The organism is Bacteroides sp. MSK.20.12, assembly GCF_019052435.1.
Lineage (GTDB): Bacteria > Bacteroidota > Bacteroidia > Bacteroidales > Bacteroidaceae > Bacteroides > Bacteroides xylanisolvens.
Window position 1 is genome coordinate 50,468 of sequence record NZ_JAHQVH010000025.1, and the last position, 18,757, is coordinate 69,224.

Annotated in this window: 15 protein-coding genes, 1 tRNA gene and 2 pseudogenes; 1 reads left to right on the plus strand and 17 read right to left on the minus strand. The window is 36.1% G+C overall.

What is annotated here, in order from left to right:
* Positions 1–2: 2 nt before the first annotated feature.
* The 4 genes and pseudogenes from KTR06_RS14280 to KTR06_RS14295 form a co-directional block, all read right to left on the minus strand.
* Positions 3–809, minus strand: a pseudogene (locus KTR06_RS14280) (replicative DNA helicase); the annotation flags it as partial.
* A 210-nt stretch (positions 810–1,019) separates the two neighbouring features.
* On the minus strand, positions 1,020–2,528 hold the full coding sequence (locus KTR06_RS14285) for a hypothetical protein (protein ID WP_217290448.1): 1,509 nt from the start codon (positions 2,526–2,528) through the stop codon (positions 1,020–1,022).
* 40 nt (positions 2,529–2,568) lie between these two features.
* Positions 2,569–3,855 carry a hypothetical protein gene (locus tag KTR06_RS14290; protein WP_217290449.1) on the minus strand — a complete coding sequence of 429 codons (1,287 nt, stop codon included), beginning with the start codon at positions 3,853–3,855 and terminating at the stop codon, positions 2,569–2,571.
* A 4-nt stretch (positions 3,856–3,859) separates the two neighbouring features.
* Entirely contained in the window at positions 3,860–4,501 is a 642-nt protein-coding gene (locus KTR06_RS14295) for a DUF1643 domain-containing protein (RefSeq protein ID WP_216441860.1), read from the minus strand.
* 80 nt (positions 4,502–4,581) lie between these two features.
* On the opposite strand from KTR06_RS14295, the gene KTR06_RS14300 reads away from it, so the two are divergent.
* The gene (locus KTR06_RS14300; RefSeq protein WP_002561180.1) at positions 4,582–4,818 is read left to right on the plus strand and encodes a helix-turn-helix domain-containing protein; all 237 of its coding nucleotides are present in this window, start codon (positions 4,582–4,584) and stop codon (positions 4,816–4,818) included.
* A 211-nt stretch (positions 4,819–5,029) separates the two neighbouring features.
* Here KTR06_RS14300 and KTR06_RS14305 read toward each other — a convergent pair whose 3' ends face one another.
* The 13 genes and pseudogenes from KTR06_RS14305 to feoB all read right to left on the minus strand — a co-directional run bounded on the left by KTR06_RS14305 (position 5,030) and on the right by feoB (position 18,640).
* Positions 5,030–5,941, minus strand: coding sequence for a YafY family protein (locus tag KTR06_RS14305; protein ID WP_122364997.1), 912 nt, complete (start codon positions 5,939–5,941; stop codon positions 5,030–5,032).
* Between the two features lie 153 nt (positions 5,942–6,094).
* A complete protein-coding gene (locus tag KTR06_RS14310; protein ID WP_217290450.1) occupies positions 6,095–7,111 on the minus strand; it encodes a hypothetical protein in 1,017 nt (338 codons plus the stop codon).
* A 149-nt stretch (positions 7,112–7,260) separates the two neighbouring features.
* The gene (locus KTR06_RS14315; RefSeq protein ID WP_217290451.1) at positions 7,261–8,601 is read right to left on the minus strand and encodes a site-specific integrase; all 1,341 of its coding nucleotides are present in this window, start codon (positions 8,599–8,601) and stop codon (positions 7,261–7,263) included.
* 256 nt (positions 8,602–8,857) lie between these two features.
* Positions 8,858–9,925 carry a DUF6371 domain-containing protein gene (locus KTR06_RS14320; RefSeq protein ID WP_217290452.1) on the minus strand — a complete coding sequence of 356 codons (1,068 nt, stop codon included), beginning with the start codon at positions 9,923–9,925 and terminating at the stop codon, positions 8,858–8,860.
* Positions 9,926–9,952: 27 nt separating this feature from the next.
* Positions 9,953–10,141: pseudogene (locus KTR06_RS24765) on the minus strand (PG0870-related protein); the annotation flags it as partial.
* Positions 10,142–10,202: 61 nt separating this feature from the next.
* Complete coding sequence (locus KTR06_RS14325; RefSeq protein ID WP_217290453.1) at positions 10,203–11,519, minus strand: DUF3987 domain-containing protein; 1,317 nt, start codon at positions 11,517–11,519, stop codon at positions 10,203–10,205.
* Positions 11,520–11,524: 5 nt separating this feature from the next.
* Positions 11,525–11,806, minus strand: coding sequence for a helix-turn-helix domain-containing protein (locus KTR06_RS14330; RefSeq protein ID WP_217290454.1), 282 nt, complete (start codon positions 11,804–11,806; stop codon positions 11,525–11,527).
* Between the two features lie 907 nt (positions 11,807–12,713).
* Complete coding sequence (locus tag KTR06_RS14335) at positions 12,714–13,277, minus strand: metallophosphoesterase (RefSeq protein ID WP_217290455.1); 564 nt, start codon at positions 13,275–13,277, stop codon at positions 12,714–12,716.
* A gap of 53 nt (positions 13,278–13,330) precedes the next feature.
* Positions 13,331–14,056 carry a hypothetical protein gene (locus KTR06_RS14340; RefSeq protein ID WP_217290456.1) on the minus strand — a complete coding sequence of 242 codons (726 nt, stop codon included), beginning with the start codon at positions 14,054–14,056 and terminating at the stop codon, positions 13,331–13,333.
* Complete coding sequence (locus KTR06_RS14345; RefSeq protein ID WP_217290457.1) at positions 14,040–15,176, minus strand: hypothetical protein; 1,137 nt, start codon at positions 15,174–15,176, stop codon at positions 14,040–14,042. The genes KTR06_RS14340 and KTR06_RS14345 overlap by 17 nt, the downstream gene beginning before the upstream one ends.
* Before the next feature lie 642 nt (positions 15,177–15,818).
* A tRNA-Cys gene (locus tag KTR06_RS14350) sits at positions 15,819–15,890 on the minus strand.
* 51 nt (positions 15,891–15,941) lie between these two features.
* On the minus strand, positions 15,942–16,157 hold the full coding sequence (locus KTR06_RS14355) for a hypothetical protein (RefSeq protein WP_004312937.1): 216 nt from the start codon (positions 16,155–16,157) through the stop codon (positions 15,942–15,944).
* Positions 16,154–18,640 (minus strand): ferrous iron transport protein B, encoded by a 2,487-nt coding sequence (feoB, locus tag KTR06_RS14360; RefSeq protein WP_087323664.1) that lies wholly within the window; start codon positions 18,638–18,640, stop codon positions 16,154–16,156. The genes KTR06_RS14355 and feoB overlap by 4 nt, the downstream gene beginning before the upstream one ends.
* Positions 18,641–18,757: the final 117 nt, after the last annotated feature.

Sequence of the window (18,757 nt, forward strand, 5' to 3'; positions counted from 1 at the left end):
GATTCTTCATCTATATTCTGAAAGCGTGATATTGCACCCAAGAATTTTAGTCGAGCATCTCCCGTTTTCCCATCACGATTTTTGGCAACAATAATTTCAGCCATACCATGTAAATCGTTACCCTTGTCATCTTGGAATATTTTATAATATTCAGGACGGTGGATAAAACAAATCATGTCCGCATCTTGCTCAATACTCCCTGAATCTCGGAGGTCGCTTAATTGAGGACGTTTCCCCTCAATACCTTCACGGTTTTCTACAGAACGATTTAACTGCGAAAAAGCAATGATAGGGATATTCAACTCTTTGGCAAGTGCTTTAAGAGAACGAGTTATCACACCTATTTCTTCTTTGTGGCTATCAAAAATCAGTCCACTGGCATTCATTAATTGAAGATAATCCACAATGATTAACTTAATCTGATGTTCCCGTACAAGACGAGAGGCTCTCGTACGAAGCTCATGTACAGATAACGAAGGAGTATCATCCAGAAAGACAGGAGCATCCTCAATATTTTTTTCTGCATCATCTAAAAAACGATGTTCTTGCTTGCTGTACAATTCAGCCCGGTTTAATTCCACACTACTCACATTTGATAGGAATCTGTTCATAAATTGTAAACTTGACATTTCAAGACTGAAGAAAGCTACTGGAATTCTATTAAGAATAGCGATATTTCGTATCATAGATATTCCAAACGCTGTCTTTCCCATTGCCGGACGTGCTCCAATTACAATCAATTCTCCATTCTTCCACCCGAATGTTACTTTATCCAATTCTGGAAATCCAGATTGTATGGCTCTCTCACCTACATACTCATATTTGAATATACCCAATTTTTTCATATTCTTTTTCTTATTTAGTCTTAGTGTGAGCAAAGTAACTAAGACATATACGTCATTTTACGACGTAACTCTCGAAAAAAAGAAACCGCCACAACTTGACATTATAGCGGTTCTTATTCGTGGTTAGTATGTAATATATTGATTTATATCTCATTACATAAAAACAAATGACTTTTATTCCACATCATTATTCAAGAAAATATCCAATTGAGCTTCGGGAGTCTCTGCTTTTTTTAATAATTTCTCAATAGGAGTAATTTTCTTGCTATACCATTTCCTCATTTTGGAACTAACAGTTGCATACTGTTGGAGTATAGCCAACGTCTCGCTCAAGTTTTTACCCTCCAAGCTTAAAGTAAGGTATTCAGTTGTTGCAAGATATGCATTGTAAGCATTCTTGTGTATTTTGGGCGCATTATCTTTATACCCTTGTTGACCTCTATAATAAGTGTAAGAACATTCCACGCATTGTAAGTCATCTGAAATCTGTTCTACTATTTTTTTCATCATAGATAAAGTATCATACTTCTGCATGAAGTCTCGACTGATTTTATCAATGTATTCACTTATCAATTTTATTGATTTATAATATTTCCCATCGTTTTCTTTAATCCCTCTTTCCGTATATTCATTGCGTAGACGAATAACATCATCTAATTCTTTTTTATGCATTTTAACCGCAGTCTCTAAAGCCGAGGATTTTCCACTACTCTCATATAATCCTTTTCTACAATATACTACGTCAGGACGAACAAACTCCATTTCTTTTATATTCATAGAAACTTTTGTAGGGAGAATTTCTTGCAGCTTGTTATATAAGGAATCATACTGAAGTTCTAATAGCTTTTCTTTTCTTAATTGCTCCACATCATTTCCATTTTGATCTACTATCTTCTTAGAATATACTTCGTTATCTTTATATAAAGATACCTCATAATATTCATTTCCTGCTTCTCTCAGAACTTTTATAGATTTGGTTAAAGCACCATTATCATAACATTCTATCACATCTGTGCTTAGGTTCTCTTTTTGTGTGATAGTTTTGCCATCTTCCGCATAAAACGAAATGATATTATCATCCAGTTTCTCAATTAATATGCCCGTTTCGCTATATCTGGTATACTGAATTGGAGTTGTTATATTTCCATAGTTTCCCGGTGTCACTTGAAGTATTCCTTTGTATTCTGTTTGTCCGTTTTGAAACCAGTTTGTGTTATATTGTTTGTCACCTACTAATTTTGCATGGCTTTTCTTTTGCCCTCTATTTTTGGCATCTGTGTAGTAGGATGTTTTCTCTATCATTTCATCTTCCTTATATATACATTCTTCCAAAAGATAATGTCCACTACTTCCCAAATTATAATTCTTTTCCATTCCGCTCTTTTTCCCATTTAGATAGTTTGTGGATTTAGAAATATATTTTTCGGGTGTTCCGAAATATTCGATACATAATCCATGTAAAGCTCCATGATTGTAGTTTGCGGAGATTAGTAACATTCCATTCCTGTCGTATTCCTTATAGGAACCATGTCTTGTTCCAGTACCCGCAATTACAGTAAAAGATTCATATAAACGGGAATTCCCCCAATCCCAATAAGTTTTTTTAGTCACAAGATTCTGCGCACTAGCTATATCAACTGATGATATTATAATGCAAATAAAAAATAAAATTCTAAATTTCATATTCTCCTTGATATTAATTTCTTTTTTGTTGTATGCAATCTCAATTTATCTGTACGATGTTGGTAATAGGATTAGGCGTTGATTCCGTAATTTCCACATTACCGTCTATATCAATCGTTCCGATAACAGATTGGCTTGTGCTATATTGAAAACCTGCAAAATATAGCAAATCCGAACCCTCCATTGTATAAATGGAACGAAAATCAATGCCTTTGCTTGACAAGTCCAATTCCTTAATACTGTATTTCTCCAATGCTATAATATCCAATTTATCCACAGATTTTCGTGCATATAAAGCATTTGCTGTCAAATAAGTGGAATAATCTGTATTGAAGAATCCGTTTAGATTAACAGGAATCTCAGTCAATGTCCTTGTTGCAAGTATATATTCATAAGTGCGACCATAAACATTTATCAGCATTGTAGCCCTGCGTTCGTTCCATTTTACTTGTATATCATTCGGCTGTGGTATTCCCCAATAGTCAAGAAGTTCCGTCTCTACCATAATTTGACTTTGGAGTTCTTGTTTCTCATTTAACTTACTAATTACAAGTTTGTAAGAATTGTATTCTCCACTAACAGCAGTGAGGTATAAATCCTCATTGTCGTGAGATACAAAAGCGTTTCCATATTCTGTTTGGGGTATAAAGCTAGAAATTATAAACTGTTGTGTGCCATACGACGGACGGATATATCTGTAACCATAGAAACAAGTTCCCTTATTGTTGACTACAAAAGAAAGGGAATTATCTGCATACAATTCTAACTTTAAATTAGAAATATCTTGTGTATGAATTTTATAAAGTCTTCCTCCGTCCATATTGTTTTCCATGTTAGCCATGACATAGATATTTCCCTTATTGTCTGTTACAGCATTCTCTCCATTTAGTCCTGCACCTAAATCATATATCGCTTCTGTCGCTTTATCAATAAGATAAGAACACCCTCCAAGCACAGTGACATCGACGTTGTCTGGAAGTAAATTTCCATCTTCACTATATGAGGGTTTATAATTTATGGGCTTACCTGTATTTATCATCAGATACTTTTTATTAATATCCCATATTGAAAATGAACCGCTTATTCTAATCGTATCACCCTTATTGTCAATCCACGATAATTCCATGTCTCTACCGTCTTTCTTAATCTGCCGATATTGGGTAGAAGAAGAACGGGTATTAGTTCCACTTGTATAGATATACTTTGCATCTTTGATATTCAACCCCACAATATCACCGTGTTGTGGCGGTTGGGGCAGTTCATCATCATTGCTGCAAGATACAAGAAAAAAGGCTGTACAAGCAGCCAATAAATACTTCAATTTCATAATGCTATTTTTTAATATTATTAGTAATTCTATCTGATAATTCTTTCAATCCTATATCATCTAAGCTTTTCAACTTAGCTTCCTTCCCTATCAGAAGAGGGTGTTTAGGATAGCCTTTCGTGGTAGCTCCGTAGGCTTTAAAATGATAATTTCCACTAAATAGGCTGATTATACCTTGTATGTTCTTATCTTCGTTTCCGAATAGCAAATCAGACAAGTATGTCCGTTTCGTATCGTCAATAATCGCCCCCCAAGCGCACCACACATCTGCCCGTTCAATAGTGGACAACAATTCTTCTATGGCTGCAAGATTGCGCAAATGAATCTCCATACTGTAAGTATCATCTATATCCATGTTGTTCGGATTGGTCGCTCTTTGAGGGTAAACATTCAGCATATACCATGCTCCATATTCACCGCTTCTTTTTGCATAGTCCTGCACCCTTCTCAATGTCGGGTCAAGGAAGTTAGGCAGTGCCATGCTAGGATTGATACCAATGCAAACCAATACATTCTGTTTATCTGTATCGAATTGCTCCCCTAACACGTAGCGAACATCTGTAAGTTCGCAATTATAGTTTTTTCGATATTTCTCTGCCGATTCATATTCATAGAACCAACCTTTTCTATCTGTTTTTTTGTTCATAACCTTACTTAACTACTTAGCATTACTAAGCGCAAAGATAAATCTTTTTTTCATCTTTACAAATTCAAAAACAAGGTTTTATGAAGTCAGATATTGATTTGTTCGTTATTAATAGGATTAAAGAAAAGCGGAAAGAGCTAAATGTGTCACAGCGTGGTATGGCTGCGATACTTGACTGTACTGCTGGCTTTATCGGACAAGTTGAAAGCGAGAACTCTGATACTAAGTATAGTGTACATCAACTGTACCTTATAGCAAAGGATTTTGAGTGTTCACCTGCTGATTTCTTTCCTCCTATTAATTCTGACCTTGAATAACCTGTTTCGCTGCAAAGCTAAGGTTATGGATACGACAGTTTAAGACGGTGCTCTAATTTTTTTTCTCATATTTTACGATTTAAACAAAAAAAATAACCACTACATTGCTGTAATGGTTATCTTCTTATCCTTTTAATTTATCAACTTTCTATAATATCTTCTGATTCAGTACAGGTGTGAATTATAAAACGCTGTATTAGTTGGATATTTTTCATAATCTTTCGTATTGGGACAATGCCTTTAACAATCGTTGCTTAATTCTCTCTCTTAGATGAATGGGAGACAAGACTTCTATATGTTCTCCGTAACTGATAATCTTATTTTCTAATTCGGGATTGATAATGAGGCACAAAGTTAAGATGTTCTCGTTAATAGTCTGTGAGTGGTGCAATGGCAAAGCATTCAGATAATGGAGCATCGTTTCGGAAACTTTTAGCTTGACTTCTTCTATTGGGGTATTAGAGTTGTTGTCCGGCTCATATACCAACCCATATACTTGATTGAACTTTTCTGCAACTTGTTCCAGTACTTTTTCTCTTTGGAATGGTTCATCTGTGACAATAAGATTGTGAATCCTATCTAGTCCGAAAGTGCGGAATGCTTTCAATTCATCGACAAAGGCAAACAGGTACCACATTCCCTCAAACTCTTTCAGTAGATAAGGAGAAACGGTATAATCTTTTGATGTGCCATTCTGATAATTTCTATGTTCAAAGCGGACAATCATTTGGTTTTGGATTACTTGTAATAAGCAACCTATGTTTTCAATTCCTTTTGCACGGGGATTGGGGCTAATCGACAAATATTGAAGAATTTTGTTTTTGTCTTTGATAGTGGAAAGGACAATATCAGAACTTTCAGCCAATCCGATAAAATAAAGCAACTTGTCGAAATCCAGCGTATTGTCTGTTTGAGCAAAATAGCCATTTTTCTGTTCATCGTATATAATCTCAATATCGAAATTACTCCGTATATCGGCTAAGTCTCTTTGGAAAGTTCTTTCGCCTATCTCGGTATCATAGCGTTTCAGATAATCAAGCAAAGTACGCTTGCTAGGATAGTCGTTTTGGAGAATCCTACGAATAATCAGATAGTCTCTTCTTATGGTGTTCTTTGTTGGCATAGTGAATAAGTTATTAGTTATGATAGTTGCTACTTATCAGCAGGTATAATAGCAAGCGTGCACAATCCGCACAATGATGCACGGTCTCTGTGTTCTCTAAGTCTTATTAGGCAAGGGCTGGTAACACGACCGTGCAATCGTGCGGATTGTGCATCATTTTTTATCTCTATAGTCGGGTGTACCAGCCAAACTCAGATGATTAACAAGCGCATTTACTATATGATCACCTTTGGTTGCATAGCTATTATTACTTTTTAATAAATCGCAAGTAATTTGAGCTTTTTCAACCTGTTTCTTACAATTCGCACTTTTTAGTCCAAAATTTTTCACTACAAAATCATTAAAATAAGTTCCCACTGTGTCTATATCCATATCAAGAATTTCAGCGATAAATCTTTCTTTGTTCCCCTGTGTTTCAGGAGTAATACCAGCAGCTTCAATTAAGGAATTCAGCATTAAAACTCTAATTCTTTGGGTATGCACTTTTGCACTTTCTGTCTGTAGTTTCTTTAATAATTTCACAGACTCTTCCGTGATAAGCTCTCGCCAGAACTTTATTTCAGACGGGATTCCATTATTCGGTTTGATTATTATGTCATGAAGAGATGCTAGTTGCGAGATAACATTTGTAAGCCTAGCATCATACTCCATTACACAAGTAGGTGTCAATTTGCTAATACATTTTTCTGCTGACAATTGTAGTTCTTTTACAACTTCCTTCTCCATGAAATGACGAGCTAAAAGAGTTCCTTTATATAATATAGAATACTCAATATTTTCGGGACCATATTTATTCACAATATAATCTTTATGTTTGGCACTAAACAAAGCATCTTGTAGTTCATCACCTTCAAATACGTCACTTTCTTTATATTCAATCCCGTCAAGTTCGAAACGTTGAATTAACAAATCGTCAAATATATTCTGATTAATCTTTATTTGACGATTTATTATTTTATCATTATCAAGATATAAAATTCTATTATTATAATGATAATACTCAATAATTCGGTCTTGCCACCTATCATTTATTAAGGTCAATAGTTCTTCAAAAATCAACGAGAATCTCTTTGGTACTATTTCACTAATTATTATAGATGATGTTTCTGCCACAAAAATAAATTCTTCTATAGCAATTCTATCTTCGATATTATAAATATCTTTACTCATTGGTTTAAGATTTAAATGAATAATATTTTGTCTATCTCTTTTAATTGTCCACACAGTCCGCACAATCGCACGGTTTTGTCACAAGTTCTTTTCCAACAAGTTCTTACAACATTCCAAACCGTGCGAAACTGTGCATATTATACACTCTCTTACATGGCTCTAAAGAATGCGTGTTCTTGAAGAGCGATTGCGTTCTCTTCCTTTGAAACTCTAATATACCGCATGAAGCTGGATTCGGTTGTATGTCCGGTAATCTGCATTATGGATAAACTAGGAATCCCTGCTCTATAAGCATTGGTTGCAAAACTTCTTCTGGCTGTATGACTTGTTACCATATCGCATTTCTCATAAGTCACTTCCTGCCGTACTCCACCCGTTGTCTCAATTATAGATACAAAGTTAGTAATTTCAGCCATACGACATAATTTTTTAAGCATCCTATTTGTACTTTGATTACATTGTACCTTAGGAGGTTTATTCCCGTACTTAGCAAAAATTGCTTCTACTTTCGGATGCATGGGAATCACCACCAAAGTATTGGTCTTTTGGGTGACAATCGTTAGCATCTTTTGAGCAAAGTTCAAATGCTTCTGCTCTAACCGAACTATATCGGAATAGCGCAATCCGGTGTAACAGGAAATCAAAAAATTATCCCTGACTTGCGCCTGATTATCCGGTAGTACCAACGCATAGAGTCGGTTCAATTCTTCTTCGGTCAAGTAAATTGTCTCTACATTCTCCTTATATGCCTTGAACTCCTTACGCTTAAAATCATCATTGGTGGTGTAATGGTTTTCATAAGCGTAGCGAGTCATTACCTTGATATTCTTGATAAACTTACCTATTACATTGGGCTTATACTTGCCACGGGCATGGGTAGCTTCATTAAGATACTTGATAAAATCGTTGTAGAAATCTACCGTAATCCCGTCCAATCTCAACTTAATGCGTCTGCTAGTACAATATCGTTTGATAGCACTTTGAGTCGAGATATAGTTTCGGATTGTACCCGGTACCAGCTTCGCTCCCTTACTGTTCAGGATTACTCCATCTCTACAGAGTGAAATATAATATTCCATGAAACTAGGGAAGTCAGAGAAAGTACGCTTAACTTTGGTTTCTTGCTGTAATTCCTTTTTCAATTCTTCCCTAACTAAGTCCACTGTTGCGTAAATGTCACGGAATTTAAAGTTCTCCAATACTTTCATTAAAGCATTCCTGGTTTTCTCAATCTCCTTATTGATGTTGCGCATCTTCAACTGTAATAGTGGATTACCCTTCAAATCGGGATTACGCTTTGCATCCTCAACAGCACCCCCCGAAGCAGTATCCCAATGTTTGGGGCAAATCTTACAATCTATTGGCAAGTAATAGGTTAGGCGGTCGCCATTGATATTAACTCTGACTCTGATTAATGACATGTCTTGCGTTCCGTTCTTCACTGAGAAACGAATTGCATCTTTTCCATAAAAAATTTCTTTTATAGCCATAACTACTTGTGTTGATTTTTAATTTTCAAGACCTTTTATTCAAGAATCGTTCCGCTTATCATGAATTTAAACTGCATCTTTAGAATGATTTGTCAATAATCAAATTTCGACAATATGACGACTTGTCAGATACCACATATTGCAAGTCTATTTATAGGTTCTTACTGATAGCTTGAGCAATTAAAGTAGAAGCATATACACAGAACAGACAACACCCCTTCTTCTAATGGAGCATTGCCCGTTTCTGCTGCATATCTTATCGAATGTCGGCTGTCACATCATCATCTTCTTCTTTCCATGAAATTGTTAGTTCCTCTTGTGAATTTGGTTTTATTTTTTGTGGATTTTTCAACCCCTCTACCTCTTCTTGTGTAGGCAATATAGATTGTATCTGTTTAGCAAATTCAGAATCCACATCTAAAGGCTCTTGTTTTTTAGGCTGATTTGATCCCTTAAAAAGATTGGCGAGACCCGGTATTTCCGCTTTTTTTACAGCTGGAGTAGGATTTTCTATTTTAATATCAAATGCTTCCGGTTTTACCTCCTTTTCAGCCATTAAGATATAATCTGCAATATCCAAACCTCTATCCCGTTCCTCTGCCGTGGCTTGTTCCTCCAACCCTTCATAAACAGATATATTTATACCATCCATAGCCAAATCTTCAGCCCTTATTTTCCAATCCTCCGTTGCTTTCAGGTCTGGAAATAAGATTACTTCACGACCACGGAGATCATTATAGACTTCAGGGCTTGTCCATTTACAGCCAAATTGCCCACCTGTAGCCAACCAAACGTATTCAGGCATTTGTATTGCGCAAATCAATGCAGTTTTCTCCGATTCAACAAGTGCCACAGGCTTATCTGGAAACTTGTTTAAAAGATGTACGCCAAATAGACATTGTTTATTGATAAACTCCTTATCATACATAAGCATTTTACCTATATACATGGATGCCGGAGTCTCTGGCTTATTCTTCTCGTAATGATGGGTTCTTCTGTTATAAATCAGAAATTCATCATTTTCTTTCAGCCGTTTGCCTGTTTTGGGATTGTATGCCATAACTTTAACCTGACGAATCTTACCTTCTCTATCCATTTGTAAAAATGCAGTGCCAAACTTACCATCTTTATAATAATGTTTTGCAACCATTACTTCGTACAGGTTAAACACTTCCACCGCTTTTTCTCCAAAAATAAGGTAAAGGAAGAAAAGCAATGCACCATTCATAAAGTCATTTACACTTGAAAGCATAGAAGACTTGCTTTCAATACGTTCAGAAGCAATTTCTGAAACTACTTCCTTTTGTTCGATTTCTTTCGTCATCTTGTTGTTGTTTATTTGGTTAATATTATTCTTAGGGCTCTCCATATAGCCACAGCTGTTAATTCTCTCGCAACGACCAAACTCATAAGGCAAATACTGTCCAGTCTGATTGTCAACGAAACGAGTATATCGCTTTTTGCCACATTTAGGACAGACACTATACTCACGTCCATCACCACTGGGTTCCAGTGAACACCTAAATATTTCATTTGTCATTGTACTTTCTATTTTTTTTGTATGCCTGCGCAAAGTTTATTGTACAGGCATACACAGGTTATTAATCTTCGACAAACATTTTCCTGTTCATCCCATATCCCTCTTTCTTGAAGAACTTGTCATTTTTCAAGAAGCGTTTGAGCACCCATTCTCCCATGCCTAAACTTGCAGCTATCTTGATGCCATCACTTGTTTTGAATGTTCCATTAGGAAGAGCATCATATACCGCACTTTGTTCTTTTGTCATCAAGTGCCGTACATCCTCTTTATAGACTAGTTCGTGCATTAATTCAACTTGACTTTTAAAATAATCAACGATTTTAATCGCACCTTCGACAGCCCTCACACTGATTGCCCTACCCTCTCCTTCACCAAAAGCGTAGTACATCATTTCAAGAATCAACGCAAATCGCAAAGCATTCATATCCATTTTCGCATGTGATCCCACATAGGATTCATTTGTATCGTCCATCAAACGGAGGCGATGATTTTCCCCGTTTCGCCACTCGGTAATCAGAGCCCGTGCTTCGGTGGTAAAATCTAATATATTAGATACGATGTTATCATCTTCTCCCTTAATTTCTGGCAGTGCATCTAATTTTTCAAAAGCTGACTTCACCGCTTCTTCTAACACTGAATCAACTTCTTTGTCTGTCCACTCTGGAATATTATTATCCAGTTGAGCACAGAACAAGAACCTATCAGGTAGCCCGTTATCGGTTCCTGTAAACATTTGTTTGAATACATCCGGTTGTGTCCCCCCGATTATTGAACAAAAAGGATTATTGATTTTGATTGGGTCGGAACCTTTCCGATTCACATTAATGGGCATATGACTCCACATACTTAAAAGTATCTCTGTATCGCTTCCAGCCCTATATCTATTCATCGTACCGAATAGTCCTTTCAATTCGTCATGATAAAGCAGGATTCCACGAGGATTCTCGTACAAGCACGCCAAAATAGCCTCCATTGTAGCATCGTTAAGAACTCTTTGCTTGAGGGTCGGATACTCCATAGGTTCAACCTCCTCACCATTCTTTCGCCTCACTTCATTTTCCTTGTAAGCCTTCACTTCATTCTTATAAGTAGAATATTTCCCAAGATCGCACTCCAATAAAAATTTTAATGCGTATTTAATGGGGGCAGATTTTCCTTTGGATGGCTTTCCAATCAGCACAACGAAGAGGGCGCAGCTCTCTATAAAATTGTTGTAGTACCGCACGAGTATCGTATTACCCACGACAGCACCAAAGGCTACAAGAAAACTGACAGAACTGTAAGAGGCAGCGAAACCGTAGAAACTTTCAAGCTGCTCAATCAGAGCAGCTAAAGCTTTAGGAAATACTTCCTTGTAGGGAAATGGTTTATTTTCCATACTTTTCATTGATTTATTGTTATTAAAAATTTCTCAATATCTTTTTCAGAGAACAATACCCGTTTGTATGCTTTCTTCATTTTCAAGTCACCATTTCGCACCATTCTATAAATGGTACTCCTACTGACATGAAGTAACTCGCACACTTGTGGGATTGTTAGGTACTTAGCTGAAGGCTTCTTATTAATGTCCTCTTTCAAGGCAGTAATCTCATCCCTCAACTCAAACAATGGTTCAAGCTGCTTTTGCAACTCGTCATTTTCTATTAATTGAATTTTTTCATTCATATTATTAACATATATTTAATTAATACTATTTTAACTCGTCTCTATTGTCCAACATGCAAAGAACTCTATTATCAACCCCTCCTCTTTTCCACCCTCTCTTGCATCTTTCATTGGGTGGTTAGCGATTAACTTCGGTACAAAGGTAGATGAATAATTTTAAATACAAAATAGCAACTATCTAACTATCAACGAATTACAATCAAACACGATTTGTAATTCACTTCTAAAAATGATATACTTTACTTCTAAATCATCTATGATTAACTTTGAAAAAAACATCAGTTCACTTCTTTTTTCGTTTATATCAACAAAAAAAAAGAAAACAATACATTAATATACATTAACATAAATAGCTCTTAAAACAAGGACTAAAGACATTTTTCAGCCAAATAAGCAATTGTTTTACACACCAAAATATAGATAGAATCAGATGAAATCAGGGAGGTTCAATGAATTTAGAGCAGATTAATCTAAAAACAATGCATATTTTGCATACTTTCGCACGATGAAATTAATTTCTAAGTACCGTTAGAAAAGCGAATATACAATAAGAGTGCAACCGTGCGAACCGTGCGCTAATGGTCAAACTTACAGTTAGTGACCGAAAAGGACTTGAAACGCATGAGGAGATACATTGTCGAAAATGGGTTTTGAGAAGAATATAGCAGTGGGAGACCAACGGAGATTCCAAATTGGATATTCGGAGCGTTTTTAAGAGGAAGCAGGAGGTATATATAATAAGGTCTAGAGGGGAAGTTTTTACTAGTAGTGGTTTCCATTGGAGAGCCTCAATACTGATATGAAAGTAGGAGCATTGCTAAGACAGCAGCTTAGTAATGCTCCTACACATTATTATATAAGACAGATTTGATACAGTCGTAATTTACCAAATGACCTCAGTTTGATATTATCCTTGCAACAGGTCAAAGTAAGAAACATTATAGAAATTAGTCTTAGAACAGCTTTGCATCTGGTCTCCACATTGATGTATGTGTCCGAATAAATGGTTATGCGGTTTATGCTTGCTAATTACCTTTTGCAGCAGGGTGCATCCGGATCCTTCATCAAGTACTCCCTTAGCTGGTCCATGAGTTATTAAAAAATCTATTTCATCTGGAATTTCGATTGCTTGATGTAACCATGGACGAGCGGCAAGAGAATAGAATGCAATATCATCATATTTCATTCCAGAGTTCTCCAACAATCTAATGCCTCGTGGAATTAGCAATCTCGCTTCATCCGGACATAAGTCAAACAGAAGTTCATGGTTGCCAGCTACAAATATGCGTAGTAAGGCAGGTTGAGCAGCATACCAATTAAAGAAGTCGGATAGCTCTTGTTTCTCAATACCATTTATTCCATCTCCGGCACAAATTAGAATGTCAGCTTCTGACGGGATTGTTAGACGCGAATGCAGTCCATGAGTATCAGAGAATGCAAAAATCGTACGATTCTTATAAGGTATAATCATGCTCTTGATTGTTTACAGAAAAACTATAACTTCCAAATTAATCACATACATTTTTAAAATTTTTGTTCTTTGTATATCTCTATTTTTCTATTCTTAAACTCTTGACTTATATATGCGTATGCACTTCCGATAGAATATAATAAAATTAGAAGATAATAGAATAAGAAATAATACGTTAAGCATCTAAATATCAGTATAAATAAAAGCTTTAAAACTTCCTCAAAAGCTTCCCAAGACCATATTAGAGAAAGATCAGATATAACCATATCTTTACATATTGTAAAGATATCAATTGCTGATATAGACATTGAATAGTCCGAACTAAAACATAATGATAAAAATAAAATTAGCACAATGGATAAAATAATTGAATAAGCTGTTAATGAAGTGTATTGCATGAAAAAGTTTCTTCGTTTTAACAATCTTACTTTATCAATATAAGGCTTATTGGAGACATCAAAATTTGTAGAATTAAATTTATCAAATATCATTATAATTAGATTTATATTTAGTCCAATAAAAATAGACAATGCAGCAATGATATAACCAGCAAAGTCCCTATTTATACCATTCTCGACCATCATTGTAACAATTATAGATATTATTAAAATGATAAACTTCAGCGTCCGAAAATAATTCTTCTTCTTGCTTTTATCATCTTCAAGTTCATGGAGAAGACTCTTCTTTTGCCACCCATGTGCGTCTTGTATGATTCCCAATGTATATTTAATTGGAAGTTGTTCTATAAACCAACCGCATAATCTATTCATCCATTTCATGAATTCTATATCCAGGTAATGTTTCCGATTTTATAATTTCTAATTTATTAAAACAACACTCTTTCAACTGAACAAAGTCAGGAATCCCATCTTCATCTACATCTATTTCTTTATAAAGATACATGATTGGACGTATTTTCAAATCACTATCTATTTCAAAAGTGCTAGTATTACCTGTTTCAACATTTTTAATAGTACCAGTGCGGTATTGATAATCTCTAGCAGCTTTATTATTCAGTTTTATATTTAATATTTTTTGGAGAAATTGAGGTATTTGCATAAAGGAAACAGGTTGATTGGATGGAGATGACACTTCCACTTTAAGTACTACATCATTAACCTGTTGCTCTCCCAATTCATTAGCACCATTTATAGTATCCCCATTTACAAAAGGAGTAGCAAAGGTAAAATGATCCAATATGCTATTTGAAGAAAACTGCTCACTCATTTCTTGAGTACAATAATATGAAAATTCAATATTATATTTAGCTCTCTTATTACGTAAAGTTTTTCTTATAAACTCTGTAATTTCATTTTTTATCGTTATATCAGGATAGTATTGTAATAGCATATACCCAACATTGTTATCCATAGGCAAATAAATCATTGCATAATAATCATCCGTTATAACATCATCCTTATTAACAGCTTTGCGGTTATTCTTATTCCGAAGTTGCCGAGCATTTCTGGGACGACCATAAACTCCTCCTATTATTACACCCTCAAGAATATTTTCAATAGAATGAAATATTAATTTTGTAGCGACTTCTTCAGGAGATAATACAATATGCTCGTTATGTTTAACTAATCCTGCTCTAGATTTTTTAACCGATATTCCTTTTTTCTTTCCTAAATGAGGAACAACAAATTCATCCTGATCAAGAGTACGATAGAAATTCCTAGCATAATTTTCAAAAACAATATCATCATCAACTGTAAGTTCTATATTATATTTCTCACAAACAGCTTGCTTAAATGAAAAATTTTCTTCCTCTTTATGCAATAAAGCTATTTTCAGAATCGTCAATCTTGGGCTATTATCTCGCTTTTCTTTTTCTATACGTGCTGCTTCAGCATCTACTCTAGTAGCTCGTGCTGATGTTGTTCGTAGATTTGCCATTGTATATACTATTTCATTTATTAATAAATTATTCTAATTTTTACATCAAAAAATGGGTGACCCATATCGAAAGAATCAACCGCAAAATATCAATAACGCTTATCACATATATTAAATATGTAACACATATCTATTGAATAACAGCAAAGTTATCAAATATTATCATTTAACAATTTGTTTTTCCAATATTTTCTACAAGAAAATAATAGCAAGAGAGTCTATATATAATTTATCATAGTTTTAGAACCAATATACACCATACTTTTTTAGAATCTCAAATAATACTAAAAGAAGGGTGGCATTTATTAGATTCTAAGTTAACCTCAAAAGACATCATAATGCGATGGAGCCAAATATTATTATAACATAATACTATATATTGGAACCCGATTTGGTATCAACTTTCGCAAGAGTTCCAACTATGGCGCAAGAAGAGAACTCGAACCAATAAACTTTCTTGTTTCGCAAAACACCTTAAACAACTTAGGATAGTATCAGAGGCATGTTATAAGTATATTCTCATGCCCGATAGATACGTCACGATGTGTCACTCAGTACTCCAAAATTGGAACCCCAATTGGAACCCATAAAAAATAAGCCCTCGAAAGTACTTGACTTTCAAGGGCTTTAAAGTGATAGTTGAGGTTCCTGGCGGATTCGAACCGCCGTACACGGTTTTGCAGACCGCTGACTAAGCCACTCATCCAAGGAACCATTATTTCTCGTTTGCGGTTGCAAAGGTAGTACAAATTTTGAAACTACCAACTATCCGCAGCAATTTTTCTTTGTACTTTTTTTCTTTACATCACACTCTCTGCGTTTCTTCTCCATCATATCCTTTAGTTCACAGCCACTTACGCAGCTGTCACAAGGATTCTGATTTTCCCGCGTACGACGAAAAAAAAGAAATATTCCATATACAACACGGGCAATGCAGAGCACAACGAGTACTCCGACTACCCACTCTTGCCAATTATTCATACAAACAATCCTCCAATCTGATAAACAGCAAATGATACAAGCCAAGCTAATGCCGTTGTATAGCAGGCAGCAAAAAGCGCCCATTTCCAACTACCCGATTCCTGTTTGATAGCCGCCAACGCCGCAATACACGGGAAGTAAATCAATACAAACAGCATATAACAAAAAGCGACCAATGGAGTAATCGGAATACGTTCTGCCAAACTCACCGAGTCAGCATCCGGATCATCTGCATACAAAACGCCTAACGTACTTACCACCAATTCTTTCGCCCCTACACCGGAAAGCAAGCCAATACCTAATTTCCAATCAAATCCCAATGGCTTTATTACCGGCTCTATTCCGCGCCCCAACTGACCGATATAAGAATTTTCCTGCTGTTCGGCAACCGTTTCATAAGCATCATGATTCGGATAATATCCCAGAAACCAGATAATAATAGAAGCAATCATAATAATTCCGCCCATCTTTTTCAGATACTGCGCTCCCTTTTCCCATGTATGACGGAAGATAGACTTCGCTGTCGGCATTCGGTAAGGAGGAAGCTCCATCACAAACGGCGTATCATCACCCTTTATCAGAAACTTGCTAAACAAGCGAGCCATTACCACAGCCAGCACAATACCAATCACATAGATACTTAACAGCACCAAACTTGCATTGTTCGGGAAGAAAGCACCCACCAACAATAAATAAATCGGCAGACGCGCACTACAAGACATCAATGGATTCACCAACATGGTAATGAGACGACTCTTCCGGTTCTCAATAGTACGGGACGCTATAATCGCAGGCACATTACATCCGAATCCCATAATCAGAGGAATAAACGACTTTCCGTGCAACCCCATTTTATGCATGATCTTATCCATGATAAAAGCCGCACGAGCCATATAACCAGAATCCTCCATGATAGAAATACAGAAATACAGAATCAGGATATTCGGTAAGAAAACAATGACAGCTCCTACCCCACCGATAATTCCATCAATCAGCAGATCTTTAAATGGACCTTCCGACATATTATTGCGCAGCAATTCACCAAGCTGCTCTACCATCCATTCAATTCCCATCATCGGATATTCGCCAATGACAAATGTACCTTCAAACATCAGATACATAAAAAGAAAGAAAATAGGAAATCCCCAGACACGATGAGTTACAATCGAATCCAGTACCTTTGTTGTCTGCGCCTGTTCCAGATGATTATCCGTGAACGTTTCTTTCAACGCACCACTGATAAATCCATATTTAGCATCAGTAATAGCCGATTCACAATCCTCATTCATTGTCTCCTGAACACGCTTCGACATCTTGTCGCGGACATGGAAAATTTCATCCGCATTCGGCAATGTGCGTACAATACGCTCAATGTCAGGATCATTCTCCAACAATTTAATGGAGAGGAAACGGGTAGAATATTTATGCCGGATAAACTCGTTCTTGGACACTTCACTTTTTACAGCCTCAATCGCTTTTTCTATATCAGGACCGTGATTTATATGAATATGCCGGAAGACACGCCCCGTCTTTTTATGTTCACGCACATAATCTTCCAGATGCTCTTCCTCATGGTTCTTACGGTCTTCCAAAGAGTCATGCCATTCAGTCAAGTCTTTGAGAACTTCCGGATTCATGTTTCCCTGTTTATCGAAGAAGTCTACTCCTTCATACAGATTGATAACTACATGAAACAACGTATCCAATCCACGATTTTTCTTACTGGCAGTAGGCAGCATCGGCACCCCGAACAACTTGCTCAACAAATGGTAATCCAATGTATTTCCACTGGCTTCCAATTCATCATAGATATTCAGAGCCACTACCATGCGGACATTCATGTCTATCAATTGAGTAGTCAGATATAAGTTTCGCTCCAGATTAGAAGAATCGACGACATTAATAATCACGTCAGGAGTTTCATCGATAATATGATGGCGAACATAGATTTCTTCCGGCGTATAAGCAGATAAAGAATAAGTTCCCGGCAGATCGACAATACGGAAATGATAACCTTCGAAGTCAAAATAACCTTCTTTGGCATCCACGGTCACACCGCTGTAATTGCCTACATGCTCATGAGCACCGGACGCAAGATTAAACAAAGAAGTCTTGCCACTGTTCGGATTTCCGACCAAGGCAACATTGATGGTGCGACGTTTACCTAACGCCAACCGTTTCATATCTTCTTCTTTTACTGAAAGGTCTTCGGGTAATCCTTCATGATAAACAGTCTTTTCAGCCAGTTCTTTTGCCTCCTCCTCGCTGATTACTTCGATCATTTCAGCTTCCTGACGACGAAGAGATATTTCATAACCTAAGACTTTATATTTTATGGGATCTTTTAGGGGAGCGTTCAACAGCACTTCAACCGTTTTACCTTTAATGAAGCCCATCTCCACAATACGTTTACGAAAACCACCGTGCCCCAATACCTTTACAATAACACCTTTTTCTCCTGTTTTTAATTCGGACAAACGCATAACTCTCAAAATTTTCGGCAAAGATAATTCATAACTTCGGAGCACGCAAATTATTTAGAATGTTTTTAAATAGCAGTCATTTTCCTCCTCCAAAAGATTTAGGAAAAATAAAAAAAC